Source organism: Enterococcus sp. 2STP (genome assembly GCF_032465635.1).
Classification (GTDB): Bacteria; Bacillota; Bacilli; order Lactobacillales; family Enterococcaceae; genus Enterococcus_B; species Enterococcus_B lactis.
The window spans coordinates 1-17,639 of sequence record NZ_JAWDJH010000024.1 but is presented as its reverse complement, the minus strand read 5'-3'; the positions used below and the strand labels follow the sequence as shown (position 1 = coordinate 17,639).

21 protein-coding genes, 1 tRNA gene and 1 pseudogene are annotated in these 17,639 nt (G+C 38.2%); 18 read left to right on the top strand and 5 right to left on the bottom strand.

Annotated elements, in window-relative coordinates; genetic code table 11:
* The first annotated feature begins 246 nt into the window (after positions 1–246).
* Both RWU19_RS11525 and RWU19_RS11520 read left to right on the top strand, forming a co-directional pair.
* Positions 247–591: a carboxymuconolactone decarboxylase family protein gene (locus RWU19_RS11525; RefSeq protein WP_002338853.1), complete on the top strand. Its 345-nt coding sequence runs from the start codon at positions 247–249 to the stop codon at positions 589–591.
* A complete protein-coding gene (locus tag RWU19_RS11520; RefSeq protein ID WP_002338852.1) occupies positions 592–1,011 on the top strand; it encodes a cupin domain-containing protein in 420 nt (139 codons plus the stop codon).
* Positions 1,012–1,100: 89 nt separating this feature from the next.
* Here RWU19_RS11520 and RWU19_RS11515 read toward each other — a convergent pair whose 3' ends face one another.
* Positions 1,101–1,454, bottom strand: coding sequence for a hypothetical protein (locus tag RWU19_RS11515; RefSeq protein WP_316002801.1), 354 nt, complete (start codon positions 1,452–1,454; stop codon positions 1,101–1,103).
* Positions 1,420–2,751 carry a DUF1576 domain-containing protein gene (locus tag RWU19_RS11510; protein ID WP_002338850.1) on the bottom strand — a complete coding sequence of 444 codons (1,332 nt, stop codon included), beginning with the start codon at positions 2,749–2,751 and terminating at the stop codon, positions 1,420–1,422. The genes RWU19_RS11515 and RWU19_RS11510 overlap by 35 nt, the downstream gene beginning before the upstream one ends.
* Positions 2,752–3,006: 255 nt before the next feature.
* Here RWU19_RS11510 and RWU19_RS11505 point away from each other — a divergent pair, with 255 nt between their 5' ends.
* The 4 genes and pseudogenes from RWU19_RS11505 to asnB all read left to right on the top strand — a co-directional run bounded on the left by RWU19_RS11505 (position 3,007) and on the right by asnB (position 6,352).
* A complete protein-coding gene (locus RWU19_RS11505) occupies positions 3,007–3,573 on the top strand; it encodes a TetR/AcrR family transcriptional regulator (protein ID WP_002308856.1) in 567 nt (188 codons plus the stop codon).
* A gap of 143 nt (positions 3,574–3,716) precedes the next feature.
* Positions 3,717–3,804: transfer RNA gene (locus RWU19_RS11500), tRNA-Ser, on the top strand.
* Between the two features lie 195 nt (positions 3,805–3,999).
* A pseudogene (locus RWU19_RS11495) lies at positions 4,000–4,113 on the top strand (linear amide C-N hydrolase); the annotation flags it as partial.
* A gap of 343 nt (positions 4,114–4,456) precedes the next feature.
* Positions 4,457–6,352 (top strand): asparagine synthase (glutamine-hydrolyzing), encoded by a 1,896-nt coding sequence (gene asnB / locus RWU19_RS11490; RefSeq protein WP_002335776.1) that lies wholly within the window; start codon positions 4,457–4,459, stop codon positions 6,350–6,352.
* Between the two features lie 80 nt (positions 6,353–6,432).
* Here asnB and RWU19_RS11485 read toward each other — a convergent pair whose 3' ends face one another.
* Positions 6,433–6,879, bottom strand: a complete 447-nt coding sequence (locus RWU19_RS11485; protein WP_002329361.1) for a DUF2188 domain-containing protein — start codon at positions 6,877–6,879, stop codon at positions 6,433–6,435.
* A 212-nt stretch (positions 6,880–7,091) separates the two neighbouring features.
* Here RWU19_RS11485 and rpmG point away from each other — a divergent pair, with 212 nt between their 5' ends.
* Positions 7,092–7,256, top strand: a complete 165-nt coding sequence (rpmG, locus tag RWU19_RS11480) for a 50S ribosomal protein L33 (protein ID WP_002320810.1) — start codon at positions 7,092–7,094, stop codon at positions 7,254–7,256.
* 87 nt (positions 7,257–7,343) lie between these two features.
* Positions 7,344–7,862: a dihydrofolate reductase gene (locus RWU19_RS11475; protein ID WP_002308859.1), complete on the top strand. Its 519-nt coding sequence runs from the start codon at positions 7,344–7,346 to the stop codon at positions 7,860–7,862.
* Between the two features lie 73 nt (positions 7,863–7,935).
* Here RWU19_RS11475 and RWU19_RS11470 read toward each other — a convergent pair whose 3' ends face one another.
* Positions 7,936–8,892, bottom strand: a complete 957-nt coding sequence (locus RWU19_RS11470) for an ABC transporter substrate-binding protein (RefSeq protein WP_002338846.1) — start codon at positions 8,890–8,892, stop codon at positions 7,936–7,938.
* Between the two features lie 165 nt (positions 8,893–9,057).
* On the opposite strand from RWU19_RS11470, the gene RWU19_RS11465 reads away from it, so the two are divergent.
* The 10 genes from RWU19_RS11465 (at position 9,058) to RWU19_RS11420 (ending at position 17,190) form a co-directional block, all read left to right on the top strand.
* Complete coding sequence (locus RWU19_RS11465) at positions 9,058–9,864, top strand: ABC transporter ATP-binding protein (protein WP_002314789.1); 807 nt, start codon at positions 9,058–9,060, stop codon at positions 9,862–9,864.
* Positions 9,861–10,850 (top strand): FecCD family ABC transporter permease, encoded by a 990-nt coding sequence (locus tag RWU19_RS11460; protein WP_002329357.1) that lies wholly within the window; start codon positions 9,861–9,863, stop codon positions 10,848–10,850. Before RWU19_RS11465 ends, RWU19_RS11460 begins: the two co-directional genes overlap by 4 nt.
* Entirely contained in the window at positions 10,847–11,851 is a 1,005-nt protein-coding gene (locus tag RWU19_RS11455) for a FecCD family ABC transporter permease (protein WP_123837733.1), read from the top strand. The genes RWU19_RS11460 and RWU19_RS11455 overlap by 4 nt, the downstream gene beginning before the upstream one ends.
* Positions 11,852–11,993: 142 nt before the next feature.
* The gene (locus tag RWU19_RS11450; protein WP_373413091.1) at positions 11,994–12,527 is read left to right on the top strand and encodes a 5-formyltetrahydrofolate cyclo-ligase; all 534 of its coding nucleotides are present in this window, start codon (positions 11,994–11,996) and stop codon (positions 12,525–12,527) included.
* A 19-nt stretch (positions 12,528–12,546) separates the two neighbouring features.
* On the top strand, positions 12,547–13,245 hold the full coding sequence (locus RWU19_RS11445) for a rhomboid family intramembrane serine protease (protein WP_002308868.1): 699 nt from the start codon (positions 12,547–12,549) through the stop codon (positions 13,243–13,245).
* A gap of 20 nt (positions 13,246–13,265) precedes the next feature.
* Positions 13,266–13,478: a YqgQ family protein gene (locus RWU19_RS11440; protein ID WP_002293902.1), complete on the top strand. Its 213-nt coding sequence runs from the start codon at positions 13,266–13,268 to the stop codon at positions 13,476–13,478.
* Positions 13,478–14,440 carry an ROK family glucokinase gene (locus RWU19_RS11435; RefSeq protein WP_002308870.1) on the top strand — a complete coding sequence of 321 codons (963 nt, stop codon included), beginning with the start codon at positions 13,478–13,480 and terminating at the stop codon, positions 14,438–14,440. Before RWU19_RS11440 ends, RWU19_RS11435 begins: the two co-directional genes overlap by 1 nt.
* Before the next feature lie 17 nt (positions 14,441–14,457).
* Positions 14,458–14,853, top strand: a complete 396-nt coding sequence (locus RWU19_RS11430; protein WP_002308872.1) for a rhodanese-like domain-containing protein — start codon at positions 14,458–14,460, stop codon at positions 14,851–14,853.
* 163 nt (positions 14,854–15,016) lie between these two features.
* The gene (locus tag RWU19_RS11425; RefSeq protein ID WP_123837734.1) at positions 15,017–15,382 is read left to right on the top strand and encodes a DUF488 domain-containing protein; all 366 of its coding nucleotides are present in this window, start codon (positions 15,017–15,019) and stop codon (positions 15,380–15,382) included.
* Positions 15,379–17,190, top strand: coding sequence for an FAD/NAD(P)-binding protein (locus RWU19_RS11420; RefSeq protein WP_123837735.1), 1,812 nt, complete (start codon positions 15,379–15,381; stop codon positions 17,188–17,190). The genes RWU19_RS11425 and RWU19_RS11420 overlap by 4 nt, the downstream gene beginning before the upstream one ends.
* A 62-nt stretch (positions 17,191–17,252) precedes the next feature.
* Here the strand turns inward: RWU19_RS11420 and RWU19_RS11415 are convergent, their stop codons facing one another.
* Entirely contained in the window at positions 17,253–17,420 is a 168-nt protein-coding gene (locus tag RWU19_RS11415) for a DUF3042 family protein (RefSeq protein WP_002288457.1), read from the bottom strand.
* Positions 17,421–17,639 lie beyond the last annotated feature (219 nt).

Genomic DNA, 17,639 nt, shown 5'->3' with positions numbered 1-17,639 from the left:
GTATAAAAGAATAATCTCAAAAAAACATCCAACTAAAGACTTATTTAACATCTTGTTTTTTCAAAAATAGAAAAAAGATAGAAAACGTTAACAATTATGCTTGGAAAGCATACTGATGGAATAAACTAAGCATTGGACAGGTTAAAAAATGGGGCTTAAAATAAAATGCGAAGAAACAATAGATAATGATGTAATTAAGAACAATGTTCGAATCACCTAGCAATCACGAACGGAGGAAATAAAAAAATGGCAGAAAAACAAACCGCAGGAAGAGATCAATTGGGGGAGTTTGCACCAAAATTTGCAGAATTGAATGACGATGTTTTATTTGGACAAGTATGGTCAAGAGAAGAATTATCTCCTCATCAGCGTAGTATCATCACCCTATCTGCTTTGATCTCAGGAGGGAATTTTGAACAATTGCCAGCTCATCTGAAAATTGGCAAGCAAAATGGCATTACTAGTGAAGAAATAGCAGAAATCATTACCCATTTAGCTTTTTATGTAGGGTGGCCAAAAGCTTGGTCGGCTTTTAGTTTAGCAAAAGAAATCTATCTAGAAGAAAATAGAGAAGATAAGAAAGAGGCGTAAATGATGACAAAACACGAAGAAATACAAAAAGGCGTGATTTTTCCAGCAGGTAAAAAAAACGAAGCATACGCTCAAGTATTTACCGGGCAAAGCTATCTGAATATGTTAGTAAACGATCCCGAAGTTTCTGTTGGTGTAGGGAATGTAACTTTTGAACCAGGCTGTCGCAATCACTGGCATGTCCATACAGACGGCTATCAAATTTTACTTGTGACCGGAGGAGAAGGCTGGTATCAGGAAGAAGGAAAGCCAGCAAGACGATTAATGGCTGGAGATGTCGTCGTAACGCACAAAGGGATCAAACATTGGCATGGTGCGACAAAAGACAGTTGGTTTGAACATTTGGCGATCACTGCTGGTAATTCAGAGTTTTTAGAACCTGTAACAGATGAACTATACGAAGGATTGGAAAATCAATAATATCAAGCTTAGAACAGCTCCTAAAAGTAGATTTTTAATCGAACTTTCAGGAGCTGTTTTAGGTGGATGAAGCTGTTTTGTAAAATAGGTTAATAATAGGGGCGAGGAGAAGCACGTCGGAAAATCTTGATATTGATAATCGGCTGGGCATACATGATTTCCACATCGTCAATCAAACTACCTAGCAGATGATAATCTTCCCGATCATGTCGAGGATTACCTAATAGCTCCTGATAGTAGATTTCCATGCTAGGGTCTCGAGGATTGTTCAGCAAATCAGCAAGTACATCTAGATCTTCTGGCTGAGTTTCTATTGTGCCCTGTATTTCTATGAAAAGTCCCTCCTCAGCAAATTCTACGCCAATACGTATTTCAGTTATTTCGTGGGAATATAGATAAGTAAGAAGCTCATCGATGATTCTTTTTGATAATTCTTTTTCCAAGTGTCTTTTTTTCCTTTCTGACAGCGGTAAAGTTATCTAGTATCGGTACAAGGATACCTGCAACGAATCCAGTTGAAAAACCACTGTTATATAAATTGAGTCCTCCGTGCAAAGTGCTGACGTTATGGACAAGAGCAATATGTAACATACCAGCTATTACACCGTAAAAACTGCCGTAAAAACCGCTTATGGGCGCGAGGCCTGTCCCAAACACAGCGGCAACGAGCATGCCGGTGCTGGTGATCTCATGAAACGTCCCAAACAAAGAAGCAAGAAAGATTCCGACTAGTATCGGAAAACTGTTTTTTAAATGACAACCAAAAGCACTGAAACCAACCGCAGATAAAATAGCACCGATGACAGGACCATTTAACTTACCACCAACCAGCAAAACATAAGAAGAAAGCATTAGACCAACTAGCCCCATGTTGATCAAAGTAGCACCGATACCAGAATTAGCAATGAAATCAGTTGTCAGTTTTCCAGATGAATCGAAAATCTCTCGAATACCCGAAAGTCGAAAGGAATTATAATAGAAACCAAAACCGACTGTCAGCAAAAAAAAGCCGAAAATGATCCAGACGAGAGGGGAATGGTATTCATTGGAAACCAATGTATTCTCGACGATCGAGTAGCTGAACAATCGCAAAACAGCAGTAAAAGCCATGGCAATCAAGCCTGAGGTAAATCCAATATTATAAAGCGTGAACCCGCGATGGAAAACTAAAGTTTGAGCAGCTAATGGCGGAAGAAGAAGACCAATTGCTATACCGGCCAAATTGCCCAGCAGAACACCTACTAGCAAAGGAAAGCGCATACCAAAAGTAATGTAACTAACGACCGGCGACAATGCGCTGCCGAACAGTCCTATCATAATATACTGAGAAAAAGGTTTATTGACAAATACAGCATACAGGTATACACCTAAAATGATCGAGATCGAATTATAAAGGTTTTTACCAAAAAAAGAAAAACCGGTAACTGTTAAAATCGAAGCGAATAAGGGGCCATTTAAAATCACCTTTTGCCGGTAAGCCAAAAGCACAGAAAGTAAGGTCAAGATCCCAACGTTTATAAATGCGCTTCCAAAACCGCCCAAAGCAAAATAATCTGTCAGAAGATTGCTTGGAGAGGTAAGAATAGTCAGTAGTCCACTCCAATTAGCGGCAGGTGTACCAGAAACTAAGCCAATAAAAAGAAAAAAAGCACCTGTAAAACTAAGATAAAAATATTTTCTTTTCTGTGAAACGATTCTTTTTTGAGGATGAATATAAATAACGTCAGTTTCGTTTTCCATTACACACCTTCTTTTTCGTTTTCTTTAACTATAACTTGAAATGAAAGATTTGGTCAACTATCATTTAGGTTAAAACTAAAAATGTAAGGGAACCCAGTGAATTTAACCAAATTTTTTTAATTTTGCAAAAAAAGTTAAAGAAGACTGAGAAAAAAATTTAAAATATAACGTTTTGAGTAAAATGTTTGCAAAAAATACTAAAAATAGGGTACAATAAAACAACATATACTGCAGTAAAGAAGTGGGGGAGTTTTAATGAGAAGAAAAGTCTATACCAAGGATCAAATTCTAAAAGCTGCTTATGATGTTGTTGCAAAGGAAGGGTTTAAAGGATTTACTGCGAGAAACATTGCGAAAAAGATGGGGATTTCGACTCAGCCAATTTATCTGGAATTCAAAAACATGGAAGATTTGAAAAATACGTTATTGGATTCAATCTTTGAACAACTAAAAGAAGATGTTTTCCCTATTGAGCGCACGGGTGATAAAATCATTGATCTCGGTTTGAACTATATCTACTTTGCAAAGAAACATCATAGTCTTTACATGGCATTGTACATTGATGAACATGGGGACGGAAAGAAAATGCATGATTTTTCTTACAACTATTTCCGTGAAATAGTCAAAGAAGATGAAAGATACAATCAATTATCGGATGATTATATCGATGCCTTGCATACTGGTACATGGGTAGCGGTGACTGGCTTAGCATCATTGATGTCATCAAACATCATGCATCCAACAGAAGAACAAATCATCGCACTGATCAAACGGACAATTGACTCGATTTTAGCACTAGATAATCCTGAAACAATCAGATAGTGTTCTATCATTATGAATTTGATCGGTAAGTCCGTTGGCTGTAAACTGTCAATGGACTTTTTTTGTAAAAAAACGGTTTCTGTTATTTATCTGTTAGAAATAGGCTTGACATTTCGTGGAAAAAGTTTAAAAATAGTACTTACGGAAGGTTGGCAGAGTGGTAATGCACCGGACTCGAAATCCGGCGAACCGGCTAATACCGGCGCGCAGGTTCAAATCCTGTACCTTCCTTATATATCAACGATTAGACACGATTTCGATCGTGTCTTTTTTGTTGTATGTTTAGCCCAAAATATTTTTTGATTTCCTCTGAGTACGATCTTTCATACATGCTAGGAAATAAATCTCCTTGGACTTTTCTTTTGATATAAAAATACCAGATGTAAGATAAAAGTGTAAAAACGATTTGGTTTAGGGGGAAAAGCGATGTGCACCGCGATCACTTATGCAACGAAAGACCATTATTTTGGAAGGAACTTTGATTATAAGATTTCTTATAATGAAGTAGTTACTATCATTCCAAGAAATTATAATTTCAATTCAACTATGTCAATGAGAGAATGAATAGATCTGTTTGGCTGCATATTTTCTTATATAGTCATAATTAGACACGATCTTTCGGTCGTGTCTTTTTATCTGGAGGCTATTTTTTGAACAGCATCCACTAATATTTTTTTAACACGAAGAGAATAAGATAGCCTCAAAAAAGAAAACATGGTAAATTAGATATCGGGACTTTATTTTCTGTAAAAACAGAAACTTTCATCTTTTGTTTTCACGTGACGAAACTGTAAGAGAGAAAATATTCGTCCGCTATTTATTCTATGTTAAGATGCATATGGATGAAATAAACAGTAATTTTATATTAGGATGTGAAAGTTAAATGTGCGGTATTGTAGGTTTTGTTAACGACAAGGACAACAAAAAAACAATTATTAATACAATGATGGATCGAATCGTTCACCGTGGACCTAATAGTTCAGGTGAATATATCGATAAACACGTTGCTTTAGGATTCAGAAGATTAAGTATTATTGACTTAGAGGGCGGTACTCAGCCTATTTACAATGAAGATCGGACAAAGATCATTATTTTTAATGGCGAAATCTATAATTATCAGCCTTTGAGAGAAGAATTGATTGCAGCTGGTCACGTTTTTCAAACACATGCAGATACAGAAGTCCTTTTGCATGGTTACGAAGAATGGGGAACAGAATTATTGCAAAAAATCCGCGGAATGTTTGCTTTTGCTATTTGGGATAATGAAAAAAATGAGTTATTCGGTGCGAGAGACCATTTTGGGATCAAACCATACTATTATGCAGAAATGAACGGAACATTTATGTTTGGTTCAGAAATCAAAAGTTTTTTGCCTCATCCTGATTTTAATAAAGAATTGAATAAAGAAGCATTGAAACCTTATATGACTTTCCAATATTCTCCATTGAACGGTGAAACCTTCTTCAAAGGTGTCTATCGTTTGCCTGAAGGCCATTATTATACGTATAAAGACGGAAAACTGGACATTCAACAATATTGGGATGCAGATTTTGAAACAAAAGAAACGCATTCCCGACAAGAATGGATCGAAAAAATCGACGAAACTGTTCAAGCTTCTATTGAAGCACACACAATCAGCGATGTAGAAGTTGGTTCTTTCTTATCCAGCGGGGTCGATTCCAGTTATGTAACCTCTGTATTGAAACCAGATCATTCTTTCTCAATCGGGTTTGATGATAAAACCTATAATGAAGCGATTGAAGCCAGAAAACTAACAGAATTATTGGACTTAGACAATACGGCAGCTGTGATTGACGGAGACATGTCTTTTAAAGCATTCCCATTGATCCAGTATCACTTAGATGAACCAGACTCAAATCCTTCTTGCGTGCCGTTGTACTTTTTAGCAAATCTCGCTTCACAAAGTGTACGGGTGGTTCAATCAGGAGAAGGGGCAGATGAACTATTTGCGGGATACCAAACGTATGGATTCCACACGAATTCAAAATTTATCCGTGTGATTGCGCAAGGACTGAAAAAATTGCCAAAAGGGACACGCTATAATTTAGGACGTAAAATCGGAAAAATGAAAAATTTCCATGGACGTATCCATTTATATGAATCACTTGCGCCAGCAAAAGAATATTTTATTGGGCATGCTCGAGTGTTCGAAGAATCAGAAGCATCAGAAGTGTTGACGCCAAAATATCAAACAGCGCCGTCTGTGAATGAAATCATGACTGTTCATTACGAGAAAACAGAAGGAATCAAAGATGAAGTCAATAAGATGCAATACGTCGATCTTCACCAATGGATGCCAAAAGATATTTTGTTGAAGGCAGATAAACTTTCTATGGCAAGTTCTCTAGAAGTCCGAGTACCTTTACTGGATATCGAAGTCATGAAATTGGCTCAACAAATACCAAGTAAGTTCTTGTTGAATCAAAACAATACAAAAGATATTTTCAGACAAGCTGCGAACAAACATCTTCCAGAAGAGTGGTCGAATCGGGTGAAATTAGGATTCCCTGTGCCAATCAAAGCTTGGTTGAAAGAAGAACACGGCTACGAACAAGTCAAAGCATTATTCGAAGCAGATTTTGCAAAAGAATTTTTTGATCAAGAAAAAATCATGAAGTTGCTAGATGACCATCACGAAGGACGTAAAGAAGAACAACGTAAAATCTGGACGATCTTCAGTTTCTTGACATGGTATAAAGTTTACTTTGTCGATGAAACGATTCCGCAAGCAGAAGCAATCGATTATGTGACTGTTTGATAAAAAAGAAACAACAATATGAGAAGAAGCATAGAAACATGTGAGATGATCTCCTTGTTTCTATGCTTCTTTTTAAGCGCTTAGTAACTGATTTCTTTTTCTTTTGTCCCATCTTTTTTATAGATGATCAAAGTTGATTGTTTGTTTTGAGCTACTTGCTTTCCTTTTTCGATTGCTTCTTTTTTTGTATCAAAATGGTTGCTTGCCTTTTTTGCCCCTTTAGATTTCACGATCCATTGTTCTTCCTCATATTCTACGATCACATCTGAATCAAGCAGTTTTCCGGCACGAGGATTCGTATCGTGTTCATCCGTCTTGCTTGGATTTTTTTCTTTTTCGAAGGTTCGTTTTTCTGATTCACTAGCATCTTCATCCCATTTTTTTGCTTGATCAATGGCAATTGGGATCGCACGGCTATCAGGGTACCCTTCATCCAACAGTGCATTTGCGATGTCGATTGCTTTTTTTCTTGTCAGTTTATCTAAGTTTTTCATTGATGCAGGAAAGTCCTTCATGTTCCATGGCATATTAATATCCCCCTTTATTAAAAAACATAATCTATATAAACAAGTGTAAGGGTATTTATACAAAAAGAAAAAGATTTTGTTTGAGAAGTAAAACCGTTGTATTTATCGTCAAGTAGTTTTACTTAACAAAATCGTGAAAAACACTAGCAATCTAGAAAAAATCATGGTAAGATAATCAAGTCTGAGAGTCATCTTAGAGGATTCTTGTAAAAATGGGAGGGAAAAACATGCGCGTAAACATCACTTTAGAGTGTACTTCTTGTAAAGAACGTAACTACCTAACAAGCAAAAACAAACGTAACAATCCTGATCGTTTGGAAAAACAAAAATATTGCCCACGCGAACGCAAAGTTACTTTGCACCGTGAAACAAAATAATGTTTTTAAAGTTCTCAATTCCTTGCTGGTCAAAGAATTGAGACTTTTTTTATCTCAAACCATCTAAAATCATAAGGAGCGGATGATATGTTTATTTCAATGTGGGCACAAGATAGAAATGGTCTGATCGGCAAAAATGGATTGCTACCGTGGCGATTGCCAAATGACATGCGTTTTTTTCGTGAACATACAATGGATCGAATCTTAGTGATGGGAAGAAAGACCTATGAAGGAATGGGCGATCTCTCACTTCCTTATCGCCATATCATCGTGTTGACAACGCAACCGAACTTTCGCACGAAAGAAAATGCAGAAGTGATGCATTCAATCGATGAACTTTTGGCGTATAGTCAAACAATCTCAGAAGATATCTATGTTTCGGGTGGCAGTCGGATTTTTCAAGAACTTCTTCCTTACACCGGTCGAATCTGGCGGACATTGATTGATAGCACGTTTGAAGGAGATACGTATATTGGGGATATCGATTTTTCAGACTTCGCTCTTATAGAGGAATACGAGGGAATAACGGATCAGGAAAATTTATATGCCCATCGTTTTCAAAAATGGGAAAGAGTAAGAAATAAGGTTGTTTCAAAAGAAGAATAATATCTGGTATTCAGTTTTTAATAATAAAAAAGCATCTCGCGAATGAACGTGAAGATGCTTTTTTTAGTTAAAATCAGTTTAACTTTTCTTTGATATCATTGACCATTTCCTGACTGGCAATAGGTCCGTTATATAGCCAGCTAGATTCAGGTCCGAATTGCAGTACGTGATCGTCCTTCACTGCTTTGAGATTCTTCCAACTTGGTTCATTGAACATAGCAGCATCTTTATCACTGTTCACAAGAATGATGTAATCAGCATCTAATTCAGCTAGTTTTTCCGAAGAAACAGCAGACCAGTCAGAAGTGGCTTCTTTGGATACTTCTTCTACTAAATCAGGCACACCAAATTTTAGATCGTCATATACGATTCTACCGCTTGACCGATTTTTGCTGACCATGAAGGCGGAGTTATTGGTCACCCATAACACGGCAGCTGTCTTGTTCTCAATTTTATCTGCTAATTCTTCGCGAGTGCTCTTGACGGATTTTTGATAATCGGAAATGACTTTTTCCGCTTCTTTTTCTTTTGCTAAAGCCTTGCCGACATCTTTTAGTTGTTCTTCCCATGTGACGTCTGTTCCGTTTTTTACGACATAAGTTGGCGCGATTTTGCTATATTGCTCGTATTTCCCACCTTCGACAGTAGCGGAAGAAGAAATCAACAGCAAGTCAGGTTCGAAGCTTAATACTTTCTCGTAAGGAAGATCATAAGAAATAGTTGGAACATCTTTCAAATCATCTTGCAAATAATCTTGGATAGAACCACTGCCCACTGTCCATTGGGCGATAGGTTTTTCTCCTAGGGAAATCAGATAGTCTTCTAAGTAACTACCGATGATCCGTTTAGGTGCGTTTGGAATGTCGACTTTATGTCCAAGCGTATCTGTGACTGTATGCGTGCTGGTGGATGAAGTCGTCGAATTGGTAGGTGTAGCTGTTTCTTTATCTGAAGAAGGGGAGCAAGCGCTCAATACTCCAGCCAACAGCAATATGCTAGATAATGTGAATACTTTTGTTTTTAAGTTCATTTCTTTCCTCCTGACATAATTGAGAATCTTTCTCATTGGTTATTATTCCTGATATTTCGAATGCTGTCAACCGCTTCATTTAGCTATAGCTATGAAAGTAGCGCTTGACGAAATAGTGAAACAGCGTCATAATTGAGAATGATTTTCAGCGAAAGGATGGGTGAAATGACGAGACTAAGGGCAGCTGATATTGCAGCCGGCTACGAAAATAAAAAAATTATTGAAAACATGTCTGTTACGATTCCTGAAGGGAAAATCACGAGCTTGATTGGACCAAACGGAAGTGGAAAATCTACTTTATTGAAAAGCTTTACCCGCATAATACCTGTGAAATCAGGAAAGATCATTGTCAATGATTCTGATATATCTACATACAGTTCAAAAGAACTTGCAAAAAAAATTGCTTTATTAGCACAAACTAGTGAACATCCTATAGGTATGACAGTAGAAGAAGTAGTATCTTACGGACGATATCCCTATCAAAAACTGTTTAGCGGTATGGATGCACAAGATCATGAAGCAATCGAGTGGGCTTTGGATGCAACAGGTTTGTCTGGATATCGCACGCGAGATATCGCAACGTTGTCTGGTGGACAAACCCAGCGTGTCTGGATCGCTATGGCACTTGCTCAGGAAACAGATATCTTGATCTTGGACGAGCCGACGACGTTTTTAGATCCGTCACACCAATTAGAGATCCTACAGTTATTGACTCAAATCAATCAAATAAAACAAACAACAATCTTGATGTCGATCCATGACATTAATCTTGCTTCACGTTTTTCTGATTATTTACTAGGAATGAAAAACGGTGAATTGATCACGGAAGGTACACCTGAAGAAGTGATCACAAAAGAGTGTATGAAAAAAATATTTGAGATTGATGCAACGATTGTCACACTACCAAAAACGAATAAACCAGTTTTTCTGACGTATGATCTGTTGCCAAAAGAGCAGGAGGATCAACTATGAAGGCTAGGAAAAAAAACAAACTCTTGCTTTTGATCTGTTTTGTTCTTTTGATCATTTTTTTTATTGCTCTTTCAAATGGCGCAGCGAGTGTGGGAAAAATAGCCTTTTGGCAGGCGTTGGTTGATTTTGATGGATCAAAACAAAGTCATCAAATTATAAGAAACATTCGTTTGCCTCGGGTTGCAGGGGCATTTCTCGTAGGGAGTTGTTTTGCATTGAGCGGTGCATTGATGCAAGGAGTGACAAGAAATCCTTTAGCAGATTCAGGTTTACTAGGAATCAACGCTGGTGCTTCGTTGGCAATGGCTCTTAGTTTTGCTTTTTGGCCCAAAGCTTCTGGCTTTTCTGTGTTTCTGGTGTCATTGGCAGGTTCTTTTGCTGTGACTTTACTCGTATTTGGCTTTTTGCAGTTTTCGAAAATGGGCATGAATCCTTTACAGCTGATTTTAGCTGGCGTAGCTATTAGTTCTTTTTTTACTGCAATCAGTCAAGCACTTACCCAATTTTTTAATCTACAGCAGGATCTTGCTTTTTGGTTTGTAGGTGGAGCTGCCAATATCACATGGAAACAATTAACAGTGTTGTTCCCTGTATATGTGCTTGCTGTCTTGGTTTCTTTTTCATTAGGAAAAGCGATATCCTTGATTAGTTTGAGTGAAACCCATGCATTAGCTCTTGGAGGTCATCCTAAACGAACACGGTTGATTGTTTTCTGTCTAGTTGCAGTGTTAGCAGCCATTGCCGTTTCGTTAGTCGGACCTGTTTCATTTATTGGGCTGTTGGTTCCGCCGATTGTTCGCGGAATGGTTGGGACAGACTATCGTTATGTCCTACCTGTCTCTTTTTTAGTTGGAGGCGGACTGGTCATGTTGGCGGATTTTGCAGCAAGGATGATCAATCCACCTTTTGAAACACCTTTTGGATTAGTCATCGCATTGATTGGCGTTCCGTTTTTACTGATACAAGTAAGGAGGGAACAACGGTGAAAAGAATATATTGGACGTTGTATTTCTTGCTTTTTCTACTTATCGTCTTGTCTGTAGGTAGTTTGATGATTGGCACGCCTTTTATTTATCTTGATCAGCTTTTTGACACGTTCATAGGGAAAGGCTCCTCTTCTTTGGCGCTGATTGTTGGAGAGTTTCGTGTTCCTCGATTACTGATCAGTTTATTAGCAGGTGCTTGTCTTGGCGTCTCTGGTTATGTCTTGCAAGGAGTGACGAGAAATGAATTGGCAGATTCTAGCATATTGGGGATCAATGCGGGAGCTGGATTTCTAGTGATGCTTTATTTAGGTTTCTTTTCACAATATTCTCTGCCGTTTCTGTTGCTAGTCGTAGCCTTTATAGGTGGTATTCTCGCTGCTTGCTGTGTCTATCTTGCGGCCTATGATCGAAATGGATTTTTAGGGATGAATCGTATCTTATTGTCTGGTATTGCCGTTAATGCGGGTCTTTCTGCATTAACGTTGTTGTGCACCATCCAATTGTCAAAGGAAAATTATGGATTTGTCAATGCATGGTTGGCGGGATCGATTTGGGGTGCGAGCTGGTCCTATGTTTGGGCGCTTCTTCCATGGGCGATTATCTTGATTCCGCTAGGAGGATTTTATGCGCAGCGGATTGGCTTGCTATCATTTGGTCAAGAACGCGCGCAAGGATTAGGGCTAAATGTGGCTAAAAGTCAAAAAATCCTTTTGTTGTTAGCTGTTGCTTTAGCAAGCGGTAGCGTAGCGGTGACAGGGAGTTTATCCTTTGTAGGACTACTGGCTCCTCATGCTGCGAAGCTAGTCGTACGTAAAGAAAATCACTGGACCTTTATTCTAAGCAGTTTGTTTGGTTCCGTTTTTGTACTTAATGCAGATATTGTTGCACGAGTGATTCTGCCAAGTGGGGAAATACCGACAGGGATTTTGATTGCCTTTTTTGGTGCGCCATATTTTCTGTATGTATTGTTTATCAGACAAAAACACGTGCTGAGCGGTTGAAGTTCATTAAAAGGCAAGAAGGCCGATCATTGTTAGGTCTTCTTTTTCTTTTATTTATACATTTATTTGAAAGTTCGATTGCTATTTTTCTTTTTTTCCTATACCATTTTATGAGAGAAGGAAGGGTGATTTTTTGGAGCAAATGAAAGAAAAATTACGCCGACAAGGAATCGAAAAGCTGAAAAATCTGGCTAAAAGCGGTAAGAAAAAGGACAAAGAACAGCGAATCTGTGAACAGCTATTCGCAAGCGAGTACTGGAAGTCGGCACAAGTGATAGGGACGACTTTATCAAATGAATTTGAGCTGGATACACAGCCGATTATCCAACGGGCGAAAAAAGAACAAAAGAAAATAGTTGTTCCTAAAACTTTACCAAAACGTCAGATGGCGTTTTATGAAATGGATGAACACACCGTTTTTGAACGTTCGAGTTTTGGCGTTCTCGAGCCACAATCAGAGAAGCTTTATTTGCCGGAAATGATCGACCTCCTCATTGTACCAGGGATTATCTACAATAGAGCCGGTTATCGAATTGGTTTTGGCGGTGGTTATTACGACCGGTATTTAAAAAATTTCCATCGAAAAACATGCAGCCTCGTTTTTCGAGAACAATTGAATGAACAATGGCAACCGGAAAGTTTTGATCAGAAGATCCAACAATTATTTATTGACTAAAATGAAATGGGAGGTTTTCATGAATTATCAACAGCAAATAAAAATGCGTGCATGGTTGAGGCGACCGTTATGGACCTATGTTTTTTTGGGGATACAGACAATAGTCTTCATTATAATGGAGTTGTTTCCGCGTCTTGAAATTCCTTATTATACTGGAATGTATGGTCCTTATCTTGTTCACTTCAATGAATGGTGGCGCTTAGTGACACCAATCTTCATCCATTTTGGAGTGATGCATTTCGTCATGAACTCACTGATATTGTATTTTATGGGGCAACAAATCGAGGCAATATACGGTCACTGGCGGTTTTTCCTGATCTATATGTTCAGCGGGATAATGGGAAATACAGCAAGTTTTGCTTTCAACGAAGCGAATGTCTTGTCTGGTGGTGCAAGCACTTCGATATTCGGATTGTTTGGTGCGTTGTTTATTTTAGGATTTCATTTTAAATATAATACGGCGATCCAACAACTAGTCAGACATTTTCTTTTATTTATTGCGATGACATTTGTTTTTGGTCTTCTTGACACCTCTGTAGATGTTTGGGGACATGTCGGCGGACTGGTGGGCGGTTTAGTATTAGGGAATATTTTAGGGCTACCGAAACAGCAGACAAGCTATTCGATACACCAGAAGATTCTTTCTACACTAGTTTTTGTATTTCTTTTTGTAATATGTATTTTACTGGGTTTAAAAAAATATGGTTTACTTGTATAATATGAAGGAAGTGCTTAAAGATGGAGAGCTTATATGATGTACAGCAGCTGTTCAAAAAATTTGGCATCTTTATCTATGTGGGTGCACGCATCTATGATATTGAATTGATGACTATTGAATTGCGGAATCTGTATGATAGCCGTTTAATCGATCATGATACATACATGACAGCGTGGCGCATATTAAAAAGAGAGCACCGAATTGAAGAAAGCCGAAAGAAAGGAAATTTGTAATGGACAAGAAAATTATTGGGATTGATTTAGGTGGAACAACAGCAAAATTTGCAATTTTAACACCAGAAGGAGAGATTCAACAAAAATGGAGCATCGATACCAATATTTTGGATGATGGCAAACATATCGTTCCTGAAATCATCGAATCAATCAACCATCGATTGAATTTATATAATATGAAAGCCGAAGACTTTATTGGAATCGGTATGGGTACTCCAGGAAGCGTGGACAGTGACGCTGGAACAGTTATTGGTGCATATAACTTGAACTGGACAGAAGTACAATTTGTGAAAAAACTGATTGAAGCAGGGACAGGAATCAAATTCGCTATCGATAATGATGCGAATGTGGCTGCTTTAGGTGAACGATGGAAAGGTGCTGGAGAAAACGATCCAGACGTTGTATTCGTTACTCTAGGAACAGGTGTTGGCGGTGGTATTGTTGCTGGCGGGAATTTGATCCATGGCGTGAGCGGAGCAGGCGGAGAGATCGGCCATATCACTGTGGATCCTGAAGGGTTCGAATGTACTTGCGGTAAACGCGGATGTTTAGAAACTGTATCTAGCGCTACTGGTGTGGTACGTCTAGGACGTTACTTGGCAGAAGAATACGCAGGAGATTCAAAACTGAAAGCAATGTTAGATAACGGTGAAGAAGTAACAAGTAAAGATATCTTTGAAATGGCTCAAGAAGACGATCCGTTTGCATTGATGGTTGTTGATCGCGTATGCTTCTATTTAGGCTTAGCTTGCGCAAACTTGGGGAATACATTGAATCCGTCAAGTATTGTGTTAGGCGGCGGAGTATCGGCGGCAGGAGAATTTTTACGCAGCCGTGTAGAGAAATATTTTAAAGAATTCACTTTCCCACAAGTAAGAGAATCAACAAAAATCAAATTAGCAGAGCTTGGAAATGAAGCTGGTGTCATTGGCGCTGCCTCATTAGCCTTGAAATTTGCTTAAAAAAACGGAGGCATTACATGGTTTTATGGGTAATTAATATCATTTTGCTATTGATTGTGCTTGCAATCATCTTTTGGGAAGTCTATCTACGAGTAATGGCCAAGCGTTCAGCAACGACTTTGACAGAAGAAGAGTTTCGAGAAGGAATGAGAAAAGCACAAGTAATCGATGTTCGCGAAAAAGATGTGTTTGATGCAGGGCATATCTTAGGTGCAAGAAACATCCCTTACACTGTTTTGAAAGATTCACTAGGATCGATTCGAAAAGACCAACCTGTCTATATCTACGATCAAAAGAAAAGCTTGAGTATCCGTACGGCAAATAAATTACGTAAAGCAGGTTATAAAGAGATTTATTTGCTTAAGGGTGGTTATGACGGCTGGTCTGGAAAAATCAAAAGCAAAAAAGTATAAAGCATATATTTTTATGACAGCTTTGGAAAAACTAGATCAATAATCAGGTATTGACTAAGAAAAATGAACGACACGAGGGATAGTTGTGTCGTTCATTTTTTATTTTGTGCTATTATCTACATATAAAATATAAAAGAAAAAAGGCAGAAAGAAGGAAACAACTATGATTAAATTAAAGCGTGTTTACCTTGATGCTGAAGAAGAGGATGGCTTTCGGATACTCGTGGATAGGCTCTGGCCACGAGGGCTTTCAAAAGAAAAAGCACACTTGGATCTATGGTTGAAAGAAATTGCGCCTAGTAATGAAGCACGCAAAGCATTTGACCATGTACCAGAACGTTTTGCTTCATTTGCAAAGAAATATCAACAAGAATTATCTTTTGAAGAAGAAAAGACACGAGCTGTTTCCGAACTCACCCAACTTATGAAAGAACATCCAGTCGTTACTTTCGTTTATGGTGCAAAAAACGAGCACCAGAACCATGCCGTTGTGTTAAAAGAATTTATCGAAAAGGAGGTGTACAAATGAAAATAGGGATCATTGGTGCCGGACCTAGAGGATTAAGTGTAGCAGAAAGGATTCTGTATAATAATCAGGGCAGACATTCTCTTGAACTTATTCTTTTTGATCCAGAAGGTCCAGGCGGTCGAGTTTGGCGGTTGAATCAGCCGCCAGAATTATTAATGAACTCTGTTTCTCAACAAGTGACGCTTTTTACAGACGAAACGTTGTCCAGTGGGGGAACGGTAATGCCGGGACCTAATTTGTTTCAATGGAGTAAAGGTCCTGCTAGAGATTATATCGAACAGACGGTAACCAAAAATAAGCAACTGTTTATAGAAGAAATTAACCGTCTGGAAAAAGATCAGCAATCTACTCGTTGCCTATATGGACTTTATCAACGCTGGTTTTTCACAAAGTTGCAAAAAGAATTTCCAGCTTCTACTCAGCTTGTCTATTCTTTAGTGAAAAAGGTCAGCAAAGAAAAAGACGGTTTCCTATTACAGACAGATCAGCAAAGCTATCCTGTCGATCAGCTCATTTTAGCGAGTGGTCATTGGGAAAACGATCAGACAGAAGAGGAAAGAGCCTGGGTAGACTATGCAAAGAAAAATGATTTACTGTATCAGCTTCCTTCTAATCCTGCAGATGTCGATCTTTCAAAGATACCGCCAAAAGAAAATGTCTTTCTAAGAGGGCTTGGTTTAAGCTTTTTTGATTATGTCGGATTGTTTACGGTATCAAGAGGAGGGCGCTTCGAAAACAAAAAGGGAAAACTAGTCTATCATCCATCTGGCAAGGAACCGATTGTATACAGCGGGTCAAGAAGAGGTCTGCCTTACTATCCTCGAGGGAGAAATCAAAAGCAAGGTGGAGCAATGGCATGGCCACGGCTACTTACAAAAGAAAACCTTGAGCAATGGCATCGATCGGGACTTTTGACTGGCGAAACATTTTTTGACTATCTGAAAAAAGACGCTGAGTTGTTTTATTACAAGAAAATCATCGAAGAACATCACTTGCCGATTTCAAGGAAAAATTTTGAGCATGATTTTCTTTCCCTCTCTTCAGAAGAGTGTCTTGGAAAGTATCCAGCATTACTTCCTTACAAATGGTCTTGGTCGTATCTAGAAACTCCTCTTACCTATCAGGATGAGTCCTTTGCAGAAGCTAGCCGAGTATTTATTGAAAGGCAGATAAAAGAAGCGGAAAAAGGCAATTGCACAGGGGCATTGACTTCGACATTTGATGCATTGAAAGACTGGCGTGATCCAATCCGGCAGGCTATTGAATGGCACGTTTTTTCTGCTAAGGAATACAAAGAAATACTGTGGGGATGGTTTACTCATCTAAACAGCTTTTTAACGATTGGTCCGCCAGTTATTCGGACGAAAGAGTTAGCAGCACTGATAGATGCGGGTATTTTTCATTTGATCGAACCGCCACTTGATATTCAGCAAAAGCAAAACCGTTATGTTATTTCTCTACAAGATAAAGAAATCAGCAGTCGCTATTTGATCGAAGCTCGTTTGCCACAAACAAGCTTTTCTCGTTCAAGTAATCCTGTCATAAAAAATTTGAAGGAAAATAAACTTGTTCGCCCTTTTTCGTTTTCAGATAATACAGGAAGTTATCATTCAGAAGCTATAGATGTTGAGCGAGGTACGAATCGCGTGATTGATGCTTCCGGGAAAATCCAGTCTGGCTTTTATTGCTATGGAATACCAGTTGAAGGTGTGGATTGGTTAACTGCAGCAGCAGCTAGACCTTATACAGATCCATGGAATTTGAGACAAGCAGATAAAATAGCACAACTTATATTGACTGACAAATAAAAATACGCATGATGACTTATCTGTTCTTTCACAAGTCTTCATGCGTATTTTTTAAATAATTATTAACGAGAAACGCGTTTGCGCATTGCTTTTTTACGATTTTCTTCGATCATTGCTTCTTTTTCGTCAATCGGATCGATCACTGTTTTTTTCACAGAAGCGACCAAACCAGCAACGGCAGCGGCTGTTGCCAAGCTACCTACTAATATTCCAGATACAAATTTTTTCATTGAATCCACCTCATTTATTATTTGTTATATCTATTATGGAACAAAAGAGAAAAAAAGGCTAGTTTTACGTTTGTTTGTAAACCTTTGCAAAAAATCCTTGAAAATGTTTACTAAATGTTTTATTATAAATTTACCAGATAAATTTACGAAATTTTACTTTCTTTTTTTCCAGCATAAAAGTAAACTTCGTTTTTTAAATTATATAGAATCAACAAACAC